Annotated in this window: 11 protein-coding genes; 5 read left to right on the top strand and 6 right to left on the bottom strand. The window is 32.3% G+C overall.

The features are described from left to right. Positions 1-24: 24 nt before the first annotated feature. The gene (locus I0K12_RS04600) at positions 25-795 is read left to right on the top strand and encodes a DUF3050 domain-containing protein (RefSeq protein ID WP_196885716.1); all 771 of its coding nucleotides are present in this window, start codon (positions 25-27) and stop codon (positions 793-795) included. Between the two features lie 182 nt (positions 796-977). Here I0K12_RS04600 and I0K12_RS04595 read toward each other — a convergent pair whose 3' ends face one another. From I0K12_RS04595 to I0K12_RS04575, 5 genes are all read right to left on the bottom strand, one after another. Next, positions 978-1,271 (bottom strand): F0F1 ATP synthase subunit epsilon, encoded by a 294-nt coding sequence (locus I0K12_RS04595; protein ID WP_196885715.1) that lies wholly within the window; start codon positions 1,269-1,271, stop codon positions 978-980. A gap of 21 nt (positions 1,272-1,292) precedes the next feature. Further along, positions 1,293-2,801: a F0F1 ATP synthase subunit beta gene (gene atpD, locus I0K12_RS04590; protein WP_196885714.1), complete on the bottom strand. Its 1,509-nt coding sequence runs from the start codon at positions 2,799-2,801 to the stop codon at positions 1,293-1,295. Between the two features lie 184 nt (positions 2,802-2,985). Continuing rightward, positions 2,986-5,730 carry a TonB-dependent receptor gene (locus I0K12_RS04585; RefSeq protein WP_196885713.1) on the bottom strand — a complete coding sequence of 915 codons (2,745 nt, stop codon included), beginning with the start codon at positions 5,728-5,730 and terminating at the stop codon, positions 2,986-2,988. Positions 5,731-5,911: 181 nt separating this feature from the next. After that, positions 5,912-8,722, bottom strand: a complete 2,811-nt coding sequence (gene leuS, locus I0K12_RS04580; protein WP_196885712.1) for a leucine--tRNA ligase — start codon at positions 8,720-8,722, stop codon at positions 5,912-5,914. Positions 8,723-9,243: 521 nt separating this feature from the next. Beyond that, complete coding sequence (locus I0K12_RS04575; protein WP_196885711.1) at positions 9,244-11,727, bottom strand: efflux RND transporter permease subunit; 2,484 nt, start codon at positions 11,725-11,727, stop codon at positions 9,244-9,246. Positions 11,728-12,191: 464 nt separating this feature from the next. On the opposite strand from I0K12_RS04575, the gene I0K12_RS04570 reads away from it, so the two are divergent. The 3 genes from I0K12_RS04570 (at position 12,192) to I0K12_RS04560 (ending at position 14,842) form a co-directional block, all read left to right on the top strand. After that, positions 12,192-13,223 (top strand): rhodanese-related sulfurtransferase, encoded by a 1,032-nt coding sequence (locus I0K12_RS04570; RefSeq protein WP_196885710.1) that lies wholly within the window; start codon positions 12,192-12,194, stop codon positions 13,221-13,223. A 147-nt stretch (positions 13,224-13,370) separates the two neighbouring features. Beyond that, positions 13,371-14,612 carry a peptidase U32 family protein gene (locus I0K12_RS04565; RefSeq protein WP_196885709.1) on the top strand — a complete coding sequence of 414 codons (1,242 nt, stop codon included), beginning with the start codon at positions 13,371-13,373 and terminating at the stop codon, positions 14,610-14,612. Beyond that, on the top strand, positions 14,612-14,842 hold the full coding sequence (locus tag I0K12_RS04560; protein ID WP_196885708.1) for a ferredoxin: 231 nt from the start codon (positions 14,612-14,614) through the stop codon (positions 14,840-14,842). Before I0K12_RS04565 ends, I0K12_RS04560 begins: the two co-directional genes overlap by 1 nt. Before the next feature lie 78 nt (positions 14,843-14,920). On the opposite strand, the gene I0K12_RS04555 is transcribed toward I0K12_RS04560, so the two are convergent. Then, positions 14,921-15,331, bottom strand: coding sequence for an ester cyclase (locus tag I0K12_RS04555; protein ID WP_196885707.1), 411 nt, complete (start codon positions 15,329-15,331; stop codon positions 14,921-14,923). Positions 15,332-15,598: 267 nt separating this feature from the next. Between I0K12_RS04555 and asnS the strand changes: the two genes are divergently transcribed. Continuing rightward, positions 15,599-17,032: an asparagine--tRNA ligase gene (asnS, locus tag I0K12_RS04550; RefSeq protein WP_196885706.1), complete on the top strand. Its 1,434-nt coding sequence runs from the start codon at positions 15,599-15,601 to the stop codon at positions 17,030-17,032. Positions 17,033-17,066: the final 34 nt, after the last annotated feature.

The raw sequence follows: 17,066 nt of genomic DNA, 5'->3' as shown, positions 1-17,066 counted from the left end.
TATTCAAACCATTTTTTTTTGCAAATGAATTATTTAGAAGATTTAGAAAAGGAATTAGCTCCATATAGAAAACAACTTATTGAACATAGTCTATATCAAAACATCAAAACGATTGAAGATGTACAAACTTTTATGGAGTATCATGTGTATGCAGTTTGGGATTTTATGTCTCTTTTAAAATCGCTTCAAAACCTGCTTACTTGTACAACAATTCCTTGGACACCAAAAGGAAATCCAATTACAAGACGTTTTATCAACGAAATCGTTCTTGGTGAAGAAACAGATGTAGATTCGGATAAAAACCCTGTGAGTCATTATGAAATGTATTTGGACGCAATGTTGGAGATCAAAGCTAGTACTGCTTCTATTGTTCAATTCGTAAAAGAAATTCAAAATGGAGCAACTTATACAGAAGCAGCAACATCTGTAAATTTAGATTCAACAGTTTTAGATTTTTTAGACTTTACTTTTGACACAATTAAATCTCAAAAATCTCATGTAATTGCTGCTGTTTTCACTTTCGGAAGAGAAGATTTAATTCCAGATATGTTTACAGAAATTGTAAAAAATATTGGTTCAGAAACAAATATTTCGATCGAAAAACTAATTTATTATTTAGAACGTCATATAGAGTTAGATGGTGATGAGCATGGACCAATGTCACTTCAAATGATTTCAGAACTTTGTATTGAGGATGCAACAAAATGGCAAGAAGTAAAAGAAGCAAGTATTATTGCACTTCAAAAAAGAATCCAACTTTGGGATGCTATTGAAAAATCCATTTTGAATAGATAATTATTTTCTTTTTATACTTTAGATTTAAAATAGTCTTTAAAACGATATAAATAAACCCTGATTAACTTTTCTATAAAATGTTAGTCAGGGTTCTTTATTTTTTAAGACTTTATATAAAGCTATAAAAACAAAAAAGCCTTCCTGTTTAGAACAAGAAGGCTTTTCATTTATTTTAAAAATAATTAGTCCGCTAAGATAATTACTTTATTGTCTTTCATTTCAATAGTTCCACTGTTGATTTTCACAGTAAGAATTTTCTCATCGTCAGCATGAGGAACTACTTTCGCATGTAATTCATCAAAAACTAAGTGTTGTTGAGAATGTACATATATTTTGATTGTTCCTTTACTTAAAAGAGAAACAATCGGTGCGTGATTATTTAACATCTGAAACTCACCGTTTGTACCTGGTACAGTAACGCTGTCAACTTCTGATTTAAATAATGTAGCTTCTGGTGATACGATTTCTAAAAACATAATTTGTTTTGTTTTGAATTATTAAGCTTCCGCTAACATTTTCTCTCCAGCCTCAATTGTCTCTTCAATTGCTCCTTTTAAGTTGAATGCTGCTTCAGGATACTTATCTAATTCTCCATCCATAATCATGTTGAATCCTTTGATTGTATCTTTAATATCTACTAAAACTCCTTTTAATCCTGTAAACTGCTCTGCTACGTGGAAAGGTTGAGATAAGAAACGTTGTACACGACGTGCTCTGTGTACTACTAATTTATCTTCCTCACTTAATTCCTCCATACCAAGAATTGCAATAATATCTTGTAATTCTTTGTAACGTTGTAATAACTCGATTACTCTTTGTGCAGTATTATAGTGCTCATCTCCAATAATTTCTGGAGCTAAGATACGAGAAGTAGAATCTAATGGATCTACTGCTGGATAAATACCTAACTCAGCAATCTTACGAGATAATACCGTTTTAGCATCTAAGTGCGCGAACGTTGTAGCTGGCGCTGGATCCGTTAAATCATCCGCAGGTACATATACTGCCTGTACTGATGTAATTGATCCTACTTTAGTTGAAGTAATACGCTCCTGCATAGTACCCATCTCAGTTGCTAATGTAGGTTGGTATCCTACTGCTGATGGCATACGTCCTAAAAGTGCTGACACCTCAGATCCTGCTTGTGTAAAACGGAAGATGTTATCAACGAAGAATAATACGTCTTTACCTTGTCCAGTTCCTGCTCCATCACGGAAGTATTCTGCAATACTTAATCCTGATAACGCAACACGTGCACGTGCACCTGGTGGCTCATTCATCTGTCCGAATACGAACGTTAATTTAGAATCTTTTAATTGTTTAGCATCTACTTTTTCAAGATCCCATCCACCTTCTTCCATAGATTTGTTAAACTCTTCTCCGTATTTGATAATACCAGACTCTAACATCTCACGTAAAAGGTCATTTCCTTCACGAGTTCTTTCACCTACACCAGCGAATACAGATAAACCTCCGTGTCCTTTTGCGATGTTGTTAATTAACTCCTGAATTAATACTGTTTTTCCTACTCCGGCACCTCCGAATAATCCAATCTTACCTCCTTTTGCGTAAGGCTCAATTAAATCAATTACTTTAATACCTGTAAATAATACTTCAGTACTTGTTGATAATTCCTCAAATTTTGGCGCAGGACGGTGAATTGGAAGACCATTATCTCCGTCTTTTGGTAAAGCTTTTAATCCATCAATTGGATCACCGTTTACATTAAATAAACGACCAAAGATTTCACTTCCTACTGGTACCTGAATTGGTGTTCCTTTCGCTACAACTTCGTAACCTCTACTTAAACCGTCAGTAGAATCCATTGCAATACAACGAACTGTGTCTTCACCTGTATGTTGTTGTACTTCAAGTACTAAAATTGAACCGTCTTTTCTTGTGATTTCTAAAGAATCATAAATTTTTGGAAGGTCAGTACCTGATGCAAATTCAACATCTATTACTGGACCAATAATTTGTGCAACTTTACCTGTAATTCTAGCCATTGCTTTAACTATTTATTATTAGTTCTTTTATTTTCTGAGAATTGTCTCGCTTAACAGAGCGCAAAGATAGTTTTTTTAGCGAAATAATCTAGCATTCTGCTTTTATTTTTATTTAAAGTAAAAAGACTCACTTTTTTATATTTAAAAGTGAGTCTTTTTTTATTATTCATTTTTCTACCTAAAATTAAGGGTTTACAGTCCAAGAAACAAAATATTGTGATCCAACAGCTCCTGCTCCTGGCGCACTAAAATATTCATGATTTAAAAGATTTGCTCCTCCAATTTTAAATACTGATTTCCATTTTTCTAAAGTATAACTTACTTGTGCATCAATTGTAGAACGAGCTCTTAACTCTGCATCTGCAAAACTTGATTCCCAATAATAACTATCATTCCATCTATAGTTAATGTTGAATCCGATTCCTTTATATACATCCGAATTTCCGAAAGTAGCTTTTACTTTATGTTCAGGTGTATTGAAACTAGCTTCAAAATCTGGATCAGAAGCTTGATCAAAATCTAATTTCGAGAATGTATAGTTAATTCCAACTTCAAATCCTCCATTTAATCTTGTGTCTAATCCTAATGTTGCTCCATAAGAACTAATATCAGCAGAAGAATTTGTATAAACTTGGAATGGTTTGAAATCTCCATTTTGTAATGCTAATAAAGAAAGTGTGTTATCTCCAACTGTTCCATATAAAGGAACTACAACTGTTTCTGTAGAAATGAAATCTTTATACTCATTATAGTATCCAGAAATATCGATAATTAATTTTTTCACTTTTCCACGGTACCCTAATTCAAAAGCAGTTACTTGTTCTGGTTTTACCAATCCAATATTTGCTTTTACAGGTGCTCCTGCTGCAATTGAAGATAAAGCGAAAGCATTTTCATAAGCTTCTCTACCTTTTAACATTACTGTCTCTCCTCCTGCAAACTGTTGCCCTTGTGGACTTACTAATAAAGGTGAAGAAGTATATCTATCTAAGTTATCTTGAGCTGAACCTACTAAAATTGCATTTCCTAAATCTAAACCAATATATTGATCTTGTGTAGTAGGATTTCTAAATCCTGTTTGTACAGATCCTCTAATATTGTGGTTTTTCTCTTCCCCAATAGAATAAACTAAAGAAACTCTTGGTGAGAAATTACCATCAAAGTTTTCTGATTTATCATATCTTACAGAACCTGTAAACTTGAATTTTTCTTGAGCAAATTTCTTTTGAACCTGTGCATAAGCTCCATATTCATTATAATTAATTGCTCCATCATAATCTGTAAAGATTGTCCCTTCTGAATTTAAAGAATATTGTCTGAAAGAACCTCCAACTTGAAATTCTGCAAACTTGATAATATCTCTAAAGTTATAATTTACATCTGAATGATAAATTTTTGATTTATCAATAAACTTAGCTCCAGTTTGTAAGTTTCCATCATCTTTAATTTTGTCGAAAGCTGCATTAAATTCAGCTGTTCCTGGCACTAAAGCTCCCTGTTGTGCAAAAGCACGAGCTGCTTGATGTGCTTGCTCTCTTGATGCTCCACCTAAAATTGATTGAATATATGCTCCTGCATATTCTTGGAACCATTGTTGATCCGCTTTCCAAGCTCTATTCACATTAATCCCTGCAAAACGAGAATCATAAGAATCTCCTGCGTCTTCTGCAGTTAAGTAAGCTCTAACAAAAAAGTTTTTATTATGAACTTCTAATTTATGTTGTTGCATAGAGAAATCTTGTAAGAAATATCTATTTGCTCCTTGATAAATAGTATTTCCTGTTCCAAACTTTCCGTTATATACAATTTCTAAATCATCTCCATTCGGGCGATAGTTTAAAGATAAATCTGCTTTAAAACTTCTTGCATCGTAGTTTGCTAAATCTCTTTCTTCATAACCTGTACGAGAAACTTGAGCAGCACCTAAAGTTCCTTCTGGTGTTCCAGCTATTTCATCAAAATTTAAAAAGATAGAAACCTCATCTCCATAAACGTTTAATCCATCATATCCTGGGTCGTTTTGTCTTGTTGCTCCAGGCATGTTATAATCTCTATAATCTGTTGCCCACCATTCTTCTCCACTTAAGAAAGAACCTGAAATTTTAAAAGCAAACTTATCATTAAATGCATGTGCATAACGGAAACCTGCATCTACAAATCCATTTGTTCCTGCTGCTTTTTGTGAAGTTAAACCTGTTTTTGCATAAGCACTTACTCCTTGAAAATCAAAAGGATTTTTACTTGTCATGAATAAAATACCATTAAAAGCATTTGCTCCATATAAAGCTGAAGAAGCTCCTGGTAATAATTCTACAGTGTGAACATCTAATTCAGACATTCCTAATAAATTTCCTAATGTAAAGTTTAAGGCTGGTGAAGAGTTATCAATTCCATCTACTAACTGTACAAAACGTGTATTTGCAAAAGTTGCAAATCCTCTTGTGTTAACAGATTTGAAAGTTAAACTGTTTGTATTGATATCTACTCCTTTTAAGTTTTCTAAAGCATCGTAGAAAGTTGGTGAAGAAGAGCTTTGAATTTTTTTAATATCAAATCGTTCTACTGTTACTGGAGATTCAAAAACTCTTTCTGGTGTTCTTGAAGCTGAAACAACAATCTCATCTAAAGCTGTAGATGATTCGTTTAAGGTTACATTAAAATTCTGATTATTTTGGGTTACTTCTAGTTTTTTTGATTCAAATCCAATACTTGAAACTTCAATACTAAAAGGTAAAGGTAAGTCTACTTCAAGGGAAAAGTTACCATCAAAATCTGTAGTAGTACCTATAGGTTTCCCTACTACTTTAATTGTTGCTCCAGGAAGAGGTTCATTTACGCTGCCATCCGTTACAGAACCTGAAACTATTATTTGGGCTATGGTAATATTCGCAAATAATAAAAAGATAATTAAAGGTATTATTTTTCTCATAATATTTAAATATGAATTAACAGTATGTAAAATACAATTTTTATCGTGATTAACAATTTAATTGCCAATTTTTTACTTAATTTAACTTAAAACAATAAAGCCTCATCAAGTTGATGAGGCTTTAAGAAATATTTTATTTTGTTTACATTAATTTAACATATGAAACATTTCACAAATTAAATTATCCAACAATATTTATAATTTTTCCAGGTACAATAATCACCTTTTTAGGTTCTCTTCCCTGTAATTGTGCTTGTGTTTTTTCATGTGCCATTACCACTTTTTCGATTTCGTCTTTTGACATATCTAATGGTAATTCTAATTTGAAGCGCATTTTTCCATTAAAAGAAACTGGATATTCTTTAGAACTTTCTACTAAATGACTTGGCTCAAAAATTGGGAAATCTGCCGTAGAAACTGATTCCTCATGCCCTAATTTACTCCATAATTCTTCTGCGATATGTGGCGCATAAGGAGAAATAAGAATTACCAATCCTTCTAAGATTTCTCTTTTGTTACATTTTAATTTTTGTAACTCATTTACAGCAATCATAAAAGTACTAACAGAAGTATTGAAAGAGAAATTCTCGATATCTTTATCTACTTTTTTAATTGTTTGGTGTAAAACTTTTAATTCTTCTTTTGTTGGCGCTGCATCTGAAACTGTAAATTCATTATTATTGTGGAATAATCTCCAAAGTTTCTTTAAGAAAGAATGCACTCCAGAAATTCCAGCAGTATTCCAAGGTTTAGATTGCTCTAGTGGCCCAAGGAACATTTCGAATAAACGTAAACTATCTGCTCCGTATTCTTCACAAATATCATCTGGGTTTACAACATTAAACCATCTTTTTGACATTTTTTCTACTTCACGACCAACGATGTATTTTCCATCTTCTAAAATGAATTCTGCATCCTTATATTGTGGTTGCCATTCTCTAATCTTCTCTACATCTAATTCATCAGAAGTGTTGATTAATTTTACATCAACTCTTAATTCTTCTACTTTTTGATCTTTTACTAAGTTTTTAGAAACAAAAGTATTTGTTCCAGATAATCTGTAAACAATTGCAGAAGTTCCTAAAATCATCCCTTGATTAATCAACTTCTTCGCAAATTCATCAACAGGAAGTAATCCTAAATCAAAAAGGAATTTTTGCCAAAAACGAGCATATAATAAATGTCCTGTTGCATGCTCAGAACCTCCAATATATAAATCAACTTCTTTCCAGTAATCTACAGCTTCTTTGCTTACAAACTCATTTTCGTTGTTTGCATCCATATATCTGTTGAAATACCAAGAAGAACCTGCCCAACCTGGCATTGTGTTCAATTCTAATGGAAAAATAGTTTCATCATCGATTTTTGAATTTTCAACAACTTCATTATTTACGGTATCCCAAGCCCAAACAGTTGCATTTCCTAATGGTGGTTTTCCATCTTCTGTTGGTAAATATTTCTCTACTTCTGGAAGTCTAACTGGTAAATGTTCCGCAGCAATCATTTGTGGCATTCCATCTTTGTAATAAACTGGGAATGGTTCCCCCCAATAACGCTGACGAGAGAATACAGCATCACGTAAACGGTAATTGATTTTTCCTTCTCCAATTCCTTTTTGTTCTAAATGATAAATTACTTGCTTTGTAGCTTTCTTTACATTTAATCCATCTAAGAAATCAGAGTTTGCAATTTTCGCATCTTTTTCTGCATAAGCAGCTTCTGAAATATCAATTCCATCAAAAATATTTTTGATTTCAATTCCAAAATGATTTGCGAAATCCCAATCACGTTGATCACCACAAGGAACCGCCATTACAGCACCTGTTCCGTAGCTAGCTAATACATAATCACCAATCCAGATTTGAATTTTCTCTCCAGTAAATGGGTGAATTGCATATGCTCCTGTGAATTCTCCAGAAATTGTTTTTACATCCGCTTGACGCTCACGTTCGCTACGTTTTGCAGTTGCTTCGATATAAGCTTCTACAGCTTCTTTTCTATCTTCCGTTACAATTTTTGAAACTAATTCATGCTCTGGAGCAAGAGTCATAAAAGTAACACCGAAAATAGTATCAGGACGAGTCGTAAATACTTCGATCATATCTTCCGAGTTTTCTACTTGGAATTTTACAGAAGCACCTTGCGAACGACCAATCCAGTTTGTTTGTGAATCTTTTAATGGTTGTGGCCAATCAATTGTACCTAATCCATCTAAAAGTCTTTGTGCATATGCTGTAATTCGCATGCTCCATTGCATCATTTTTTTACGAACTACAGGATGTCCACCTCTTTCGGAAACTCCGTTTACAATTTCATCATTTGCTAAAACAGTTCCTAAAGCAGGACACCAGTTTACTTCTGTTTCTGAAAGGTAAGTTAATCTATATTTTGCTAAAATTGCTTCTTTCTCTTTGTCAGAAAATGCATTCCACTCTTCTGCTGTGAAAGTTGTAATATCTTCATCACAAACAGCTTTTACATTTGCATTTCCATCTTTTTCAAATGTTGCAACTAAAGTATCGATTGTTTCTGCTTTATCAGATTCTTTGTTGTACCAAGCATTGAATAATTGCGTGAAAATCCACTGTGTCCATTTGTAATATTCTGGATTTGATGTACGAACTTCACGAGACCAATCGAAAGAAAAACCAATTTTATCTAATTGTTTTCTATATGTTGCAATGTTTGTTTCTGTTGTAATTGCAGGATGTTGTCCTGTTTGGATTGCATATTGTTCTGCTGGTAAACCAAAAGAATCATATCCTTGTGGGTGCAATACGTTGAAACCTTTATGACGCTTATAACGTGCATAAATATCTGATGCAATATAACCTAATGGATGCCCAACGTGTAATCCTGCTCCAGAAGGATAAGGAAACATATCGAGTACGTAATATTTTGGTTTTTCAGAGTTGTTGTCTGCTTTGAAGGTTTGCTTCTCTGCCCAATATTTTTGCCATTTGGCTTCAATGTCATTGAAATTATATTCCATCTTTAATTTGTATATTTTTACTTAAAAGATTGTTTTTCTTATTTCTGAAGTAATTTGATTTCCTATTTAAAAACTCAAATTTCTTCAACGCTTGCAAATTTAAGCAATCCTTTGAGAATAGAAAGTTTGGTGTTTGAAAGTTTTATAATAGTTTCTTTTAACTTTCTTAATCTTTTCATTTTTACGTTAGGGATTGTAGTGGAAAGCTTTTGTTTTTCTAAAAATTAGAGATTCTTAAGAAACGGAGGCGACCAACGGAAGCCCACGGGTTCTTTAGAAGATCTTTTTTAGAAATACAAAACTTGGAACGGAAAGCCCGACCCGAAGTTTTGACGGAGGGGAACGCCCTAATTTTTATTTTAAATATTAAACTTTATTACGTTTAAAATTTTATATGATTTTTTTTAATCTAAAACACACCCCTAGCCCCTCTCAAGAGGGGAATTCTAAAATATTTAAATCTAATGCATAAAAAAAGGTAGCAATTATTGTTGCTACCTTTTCTATTTATTTATGATGTTCTATTTGTCTTCTTCCTCTTTTGGAATGATTGGAATCGCTGGTTTTTTGAATGTCTTTTTATTTGCAATCTTCGACTCTAGTGATAAAAGTAGAGATGGTAATAAAAGTAAGTTTGAAACCATTGCGAAAAGTAGCGTTACGGAAACTAGACCTCCTAGTGCAATTGTTCCTCCGAAACTTGATACGATGAATACTAAGAATCCGAAGAAAAGTACTACAGATGTATAAAACATACTTACTCCTGTTTCTCTTAATGCAGCGTATACTGATTTTTTCACTTTCCAATTGTTCGCTTGTAACTCTTGACGGTATTTTGCTAGGAAGTGAATTGTATCATCTACAGAGATTCCGAATGCGATACTAAATACTAAAATCGTAGATGGTTTGATTGGAACTCCTAAATATCCCATTAATCCGGCTGTGATTAATAATGGGAATACGTTCGGTAAAATTGAGATGATAATCATCTTAAAAGAACGGAACATGAATGCCATGAACAATGCGATTAACACAATTGCTAATGATAACGACAATACAAGATTGTTGATTAAATAGTTTGTTCCTTTTAAGAAAACTAATGCTTTCCCTGTCATACTTACATCGTATTTTGACTCTGGGAATTCTTTCTTGATTTTAGCATATAGTGTTTCTTCAATTCGCTCCATTTTTTCTGTACCAATATCTTTCATGAACGTTGTGATACGAGCATAACGTCCTGTAGAATCCACAAAGTTTTCAAGCATGTTAGAATTTCCTCCTGAATTCTTAGCGTAATTTAAGATGAAGTTCTTCTCTTGTGAACTTGGTAATTGGTAATATTTTGGGTTTCCGTTATAGAAAGCCTGTTTTGAATATTTTACTAAGTTATTTACAGAAATTGGCTGTGATAACTCAGGAATATCGTTAATTGTTTCACTTAGTTTTTCAATTCTTTTTAGTGTAGAAAGTTTCATCACACCATTTGGTTTTTTGGTGTCGATTACAATTTCTAAAGGCATAATTCCTCCAAATTCCTTTTCGAAGAAAACGATGTCTTTATAGAACTGTTTTCCTTTCGGCATGTCTTCAATTAGAGATCCAGATACACGGATCATGTACATTCCGATGATACTTAAAACAATAATGATCACTGAACTTACATAGATTGTAAATCTACGGTGTCTTACCATATTTTCCATCCAATCAACAATACCTTCAATCCAAGTTCTATCAAGGTGTTTTAGGTGTTTTTCTTTTGGTAATGGAAGGAAACTATAAATAATCGGAATGATTAAAAGTGCTAAAATGAATATGGATAAAATATTGATAGAAGCAATGATACCAAACTCTCTTAAAAGTTGACTTTTTGTAAAAATAAACGTAGCGAAACCTGAAGCTGTTGTTACGTTTGTCATTAATGTAGCATTTCCAATTTTAGAAATAACACGTTGTAATGACTTCGCTTGGTTTCTGTGTTTTTTGATTTCTTGCTGGTATTTATTGATCAAGAAAATTGCATTTGGTACACCAATAACGATAATTAATGGTGGAATTAATGCCATCAGAACTGAGATTTCATAACGGAAAAGTCCGATGAAACCAAAGGCCCAAACTACTCCGATACTTACAACTAATAGCGTAATAAAAGTAGCTCTGAATGATCTAAAAAATAAGAAGAAAATAAATGCTGTAACGAACAATGCAAGACCAACGAACATTCCGATTTCGTCGATAATATTCTGCGCATTCATTGTACGGATATAAGGCATTCCTGATACACGAACGTCTACATTGTAATCTTTTTCAAACTTTTCAACAAGTGGATTGATTACATCAAAAACAAAATCTCTTCTAATTTTCGTATTAATAATATCTTTATTCAAATAAAGAGCAGTACGAATTGTTCCTGTTTTTTTGTTAAAAAGAATGTTATCGTAAAATGGTAAACTATCAAAAAGAGCTTTTTTTACTTCTATAATTTCTTCTTTGGTTTTTGGCTCAATTTTGTAAAGCGGCTCTAACTTAAAAGTCTCATTTTCTTTATCTTTTACAAGTTTTTGAATATCTCCAATAGAAATAGCAAAATCAATTTCTTTATTAATTTTTACTTTTTTCACTACTTCTTTACTGGTAGAATCAGCTAAGGTATGGTTGGTAAAATATCCTTCTTTGTCAAAAAACTTCGGATATTTTTCAGTCACAACTTCATGACTTGCAATATCTTTTGCTAATTGATTCCAAGCATGGAATTTTTCAGGTGTAAAAATGGTAGAATCATTTGAAGCTAAAATGATTAAGTTCCCTTCTTCTCCAAAAACTTCTAAGAATTTATCATACTTGATATTTGCCTCATGATCCGTTGGTAAAAGGTTTGCTTCTGTGTGTGAGAAACGCATATACTGCATTTGAGAAGCAAGAAAATAAGTGATAAGGGCAATAATCCCAAGAATGACGAATCTACCGTCTTTAATAATTATACGTGCTGTTCTATTCCAAAAACCCATTTTAAAAAATTTTCGCAAAGGTATAAAATTCACACCTTTCTTTTTAGGAAAGTTTAAATATTAAATAACACTGAATTAATATTAACTTGTTGTAAGAGCATTCAATCAGTTGTTTAGAGATAACTTTTGGAGCTATTATTTTTTTTAACACAATCATAATCAATTCATAGATTAAAGTTTTCATAATCAGTAGATTTAGAATCGTCAAAGTTTTTATAAAATTATTTTCGAGGTTTTTAATCGATGAACTCATTTAAACTTTTTGACTCAAAATTCGTTTCAAGCATGTTCATTACTGACTTGTGAAAAATTTTAACCATAGCTAAGGCTATGCTGAAAATTTTTCCCTTCACCATCAATAAACATCAGATGAAACTCCTAGTTTTGGCAAAAAAGTTTAAACGAGTTCAATTTTAAAATCGTACTTTTGCAAAAATTTTGATGTTTAACTAAAAAAGTATAGCATGCAACTGTACAATAAGTTAAGCGCAGACGAACGCGCTTTATTAATAGATAAAGCTGGAAAAGATCGTATCACGATTTCATTCTACCAATATCATAAAATTGAAAATCCAGCGATTTTCAGAAATGAATTATTTGTAGCATGGGAAAAGCTTGATGTTCTTGGAAGAACTTATGTTTCTTATGAAGGAATCAATGCTCAGATTTCTGTTCCAGCCGAAAATTTTGAAAAATTAAGAGATCAACTTTACAGCATCTCTTTCTTAAACGACATTCGCTTGAATGTTGCTATTGAACAAAACAACAAATCGTTTTTAAAACTGACGATCAAAGTTCGTGATAAAATTGTTGCGGACGGATTGGATGATGAATCCTTTGATGTTACTTCTATCGGAACACATGTTTCTGCAAAAGAATTTAACCAACTTTTAGATGACGAAAACACGGTTTTAGTGGATATGAGAAATCACTACGAAAGTGAAATTGGTCATTTCGATGGTGCAATTACTCCAGATGTGGACACTTTCCGTGAATCTTTACCAATTATCGAAGATGATTTAAAAGAACACAAAGAAGACAAAAATCTTGTGATGTATTGTACTGGTGGAATTCGTTGTGAGAAAGCGAGTGCCTATTTCAAACATAAAGGTTTTAAAAATGTATTTCAGTTAGAAGGTGGAATTATCGAATATGTTCGTCAGATTAAAACGGAGGACTTAGAGAATAAATTCATCGGAAAGAATTTTGTTTTTGATGAAAGAAGAGCTGAAAAAGTTTCAGAAGATGTGATTGCATCTTGTCATCAGTGTGGAGAACCTTTTGATGTTCACACAAACTGTGCAAATGATGCTTGTCATTTACTTTTCATTCAATGTCCTTCTTGTGCTGAAAAAATGGATAATTGTTGTTCTTCAGAATGTCAAGAAATCGTTCAACTTCCTTTAGAAAAACAAAAAGAACTTCGAAGAGGAAAGAGTAACAGCAACAAAATCTTTAAAAAAGGACGCTCAGAAGCATTGAAATTCAAAAAGTAATTTCTCTTTTTAAAAAAATTGAAGTGTATTTTTAATTAAAAAAGAAATACACTTCTCTCAAACAATACAAATCAAAAATAACATTTAAGCTTTTTTTCAAAGTTTAATTAAAAATAAAATCCACAACGGATAAAAGTTTAGGAAAACATGACACAATCTGGGAAAATAGAATTAATGGCTCCTGCGGGAAATTTTGAATCTTTACAGGCGGCTTTAGATAATGGTGCAGACTCTATTTATTTTGGTGTAGAACAATTAAATATGAGAGCAAGAGCTTCAATTAACTTTACATTAGATGATTTACCAGAAATTTCGCAAAGATGTAAAGAAAAAGGAGTTCGTACGTATTTGACATTAAACACGATTATTTACGATCACGATTTATCTATTGTAAAAACATTAATCAAAAGAGCGAAAGAAGCGGATATTACAGCTGTAATTGCAATGGATCAAGCAGTAATTGCGATGGCAAGAGCAGAAGGAATGGAAGTACATATTTCTACGCAAATTAATATTACAAACATTGAGACAGTAAAATTCTACGCAATGTTTGCAGATACTGTGGTAATGAGTCGTGAGTTAAGTTTACGTCAGGTAAAGAAAATCACGGAGCAAATTGCAAAAGAAGAAATCAAAGGACCTTCAGGAAATTTATTAGAAGTTGAGATTTTCGGACATGGAGCTTTATGTATGGCTGTTTCTGGAAAATGTTATATGAGTTTACATTCTCATAATTCATCAGCAAACAGAGGAGCTTGTAAGCAAAATTGTCGTAAAAAATATACAGTAATCGATCAGGAAACTGGTACTGAAATGGAATTAGACAATGAATACATCATGTCTCCAAAAGATTTATGTACGATGGATTTCTTAGATCAGATTGTGGATTCTGGAATTAAAGTTTTAAAAATCGAAGGAAGAGGAAGAGCTCCAGAATATGTTGCTAAAGTAATTAAATGTTACCGTGAGGCAATTGATAGTATTTACGATGGAACTTACAGCCAAGAAAAAGTAGAAGCTTGGATGGAAGAGTTGAAGAAAGTTTACAACAGAGGTTTCTGGAGTGGATATTATTTAGGACAAAAACTTGGAGAATGGAGTAAAGGTTCTGGATCGCATGCAACGCAAAAGAAAGTTTATTTAGGAAAAGGTGTTCACTATTTCCCGAAGGCAAATATTGGAGAGTTTAAGATTGAAGCTTATGATGTAAAAGTTGGGGATACAATCTTAATTACTGGGCCAACTACTGGAGCGCAAGAAATGAAAGTAGAAAGTATGTATGTGGAGGATAAAGAAGGAGATGTTGCTACAAAAGGACAATCTTTCACGATGAAAATGGATTTCAGAATTCGTCCTTCAGATAAACTTTATAAAATTGTAGAAGCGTAATGGTAATTATCACTTTACAAAGAAATAAATGCATTGGTTGTAATTATTGTGTGGAATTGGCTCCATTACAGTTTCAGATGTCTAAAAAAGACGGAAAATCTGTATTGCTTCATTCTAAGGAGAAAAAAGGTTTTTTTACAATTAAATCTCCTGATGATACTATTTATAATGATGCTGAAAATGCAAAAGAAGCTTGCCCTGTGAATATCATTGATGTGAAACAGATCTAAGTTTTTTTTTAAAAATAAAATAGAAAAGGATTTACAGTTTATGTTGTAAATCCTTTTTTTATGTTTTTATTCAAAATTTTATTTCAACATTTCAATTCTTGTGTCCAAATTAGAAACTCCCCAATGCTTTGATATCTTATGATTTTTTAAATAATAGACATTAAACGAAGTCCAAGAAATCTTTTTTCCTTTTGCTTTTATTCCTAAAAAATCTTCACCATCATGAGTTCCTGATATTTCTATAGCAAGAAAAACTTTATCTCTTTCTGAAAATATTTCCTTTATTTCCACATGAAAATCACTAAAAGCATTGTGATATAAACCTGCAAAAGTTTTTAAATCTTTTAATTTATTATCTCCAAAAAGTCCTGAAGTTGTTCCACGACTAGTTGCATCAACATTAAAAACTTCTTCTGCAAGCTCTGGTCGATTCGGATTTAAAACTTCATTTATAAATCTTTTTATAACCTGTTTGTTCGTTTCAGACATAATATCAAAATCTTACTTTTTGTGAATCCTCTTTAAATTTATCTATTTTTTTATTACAATTTTGATATCACATTTCTTTTTAACAGGACTTTAAAACTATAAATTATTAAAATTAAACGAATTACAATTCAAATTTATTTGTTTTCAAATTAAAATTTTACTTTTGCACTTTGGATTTAGAAAAGCTAAAAAGGCTCATTATAAGTCTTATAAGTAGATTGATTTTTTAATCCTAAAAAAGTATATTTGCGATTCAAAAGATAAAAGATGAAAAAAAGCAGTGTTGCTGAATTATTGAATTCAGACAAAATTTTACAAGAAGTACATTTAAAAGGATGGGTACGAACATTTAGAAGCAACCGTTTCGTTGCTGTAAATGATGGTTCAACAATTAAGAATATACAATGTGTTGTTGATTTTGAGAATACGAATCCTGACTTATTGAAAAGAATCACTACAGGTGCTGCTATTTCTATCACTGGTACTTTAGTAGAAAGCCAAGGAAAAGGACAGACTGTTGAAGTTCAAGTAACAAATTTGGAAATTTTAGGAGATTCAAACCCTGATGAATATCCAATTCAGCCAAAGAAACATTCTCTTGAATTTTTGAGAGAAAATGCGCATTTACGTATTAGAACGAATACTTTCGGAGCTATTATGCGTTTACGTTCTGCTCTTTCTTTTGCTGTTCACAAATATTTCACAGAAAACGGATTTTACTATTTCCATTCTCCAATTATTACGGGATCAGATGCAGAAGGAGCTGGAGAAACATTTAGAGTTACAACTTTAGATGCTAAAAATCCACCTTTAACAGAGGAAGGTAATGTAGATTATAAAGAAGATTTCTTCGGAAAAGAATCAAATCTTACAGTTTCTGGACAGTTAGAAGCTGAAACATATGCAATGGCACTTGGAAAAGTTTATACTTTTGGGCCAACTTTTAGAGCTGAAAACTCAAATACAACTCGTCACTTATCAGAATTCTGGATGATTGAACCAGAGGTTGCATTCAACGATCTTGATGCAAACATGGATCTTGGAGAAGATTTCATCAAAAGTGTAATTTCTTATACTTTAGAAAACTGTAAGGATGATTTAGAATTCTTAGAGCAAAGATTAATTCAAGAAGAAAAAGGAAAACCAGCTGCTCAGAGAAGTGAAATGACTTTAATTGAAAAGTTACGTTTTGTTGTAGACAACAACTTCAAAAGAGTTAGTTATACAGAAGCTATTGAGATTCTTAGAAATTCTAAACCAAATAAGAAAAAGAAATTCCAATTCCCAATCGAAGGATGGGGAGCTGACTTACAAAGTGAGCATGAGCGTTTCTTAGTTGAGAAGCACTTTAAGTGTCCAGTAATCTTATTTGATTATCCTGCAGATATCAAAGCTTTCTATATGAGATTAAACGATGATGGAAAAACAGTTCGTGCAATGGATATTTTATTCCCAGGAATTGGTGAAATCGTTGGAGGTTCTCAGAGAGAAGAGCGTTTAGATGTATTAAAACAAAAAATGGAAGAAATTGGAGTTGAAGAAGAAGAATTATGGTGGTACTTAGATACTCGTAAATTCGGAACTGCAGTTCACAGTGGATTCGGTTTAGGTTTTGAAAGATTAGTTCAGTTCGTAACAGGAATGGGTAACATTAGAGATGTAATTCCTTTCCCAAGAACTCCACAAAACGCAGAATTTTAAAAAATAAATTCAACAATAAATAAGAGAGGCTATG

The sequence above is a fragment of the Aureivirga sp. CE67 genome, assembly GCF_015767245.1.
Lineage (GTDB): Bacteria > Bacteroidota > Bacteroidia > Flavobacteriales > Flavobacteriaceae > Aureivirga.
This window is presented reverse-complemented; position numbering and strand designations above follow the sequence as displayed.

Coding starts and splice junctions, on each gene's coding strand:
- I0K12_RS04600 (WP_196885716.1), top strand. CDS start 25: ATGAATTATTTAGAAGATTTAGAAAAGGAATTAGCTCCATATAGAAAA.
- I0K12_RS04595 (WP_196885715.1), bottom strand. CDS start 1,271: ATGTTTTTAGAAATCGTATCACCAGAAGCTACATTATTTAAATCAGAA.
- atpD (WP_196885714.1), bottom strand. CDS start 2,801: ATGGCTAGAATTACAGGTAAAGTTGCACAAATTATTGGTCCAGTAATA.
- I0K12_RS04585 (WP_196885713.1), bottom strand. CDS start 5,730: ATGAGAAAAATAATACCTTTAATTATCTTTTTATTATTTGCGAATATT.
- leuS (WP_196885712.1), bottom strand. CDS start 8,722: ATGGAATATAATTTCAATGACATTGAAGCCAAATGGCAAAAATATTGG.
- I0K12_RS04575 (WP_196885711.1), bottom strand. CDS start 11,727: ATGGGTTTTTGGAATAGAACAGCACGTATAATTATTAAAGACGGTAGA.
- I0K12_RS04570 (WP_196885710.1), top strand. CDS start 12,192: ATGCAACTGTACAATAAGTTAAGCGCAGACGAACGCGCTTTATTAATA.
- I0K12_RS04565 (WP_196885709.1), top strand. CDS start 13,371: ATGACACAATCTGGGAAAATAGAATTAATGGCTCCTGCGGGAAATTTT.
- I0K12_RS04560 (WP_196885708.1), top strand. CDS start 14,612: ATGGTAATTATCACTTTACAAAGAAATAAATGCATTGGTTGTAATTAT.
- I0K12_RS04555 (WP_196885707.1), bottom strand. CDS start 15,331: ATGTCTGAAACGAACAAACAGGTTATAAAAAGATTTATAAATGAAGTT.
- asnS (WP_196885706.1), top strand. CDS start 15,599: ATGAAAAAAAGCAGTGTTGCTGAATTATTGAATTCAGACAAAATTTTA.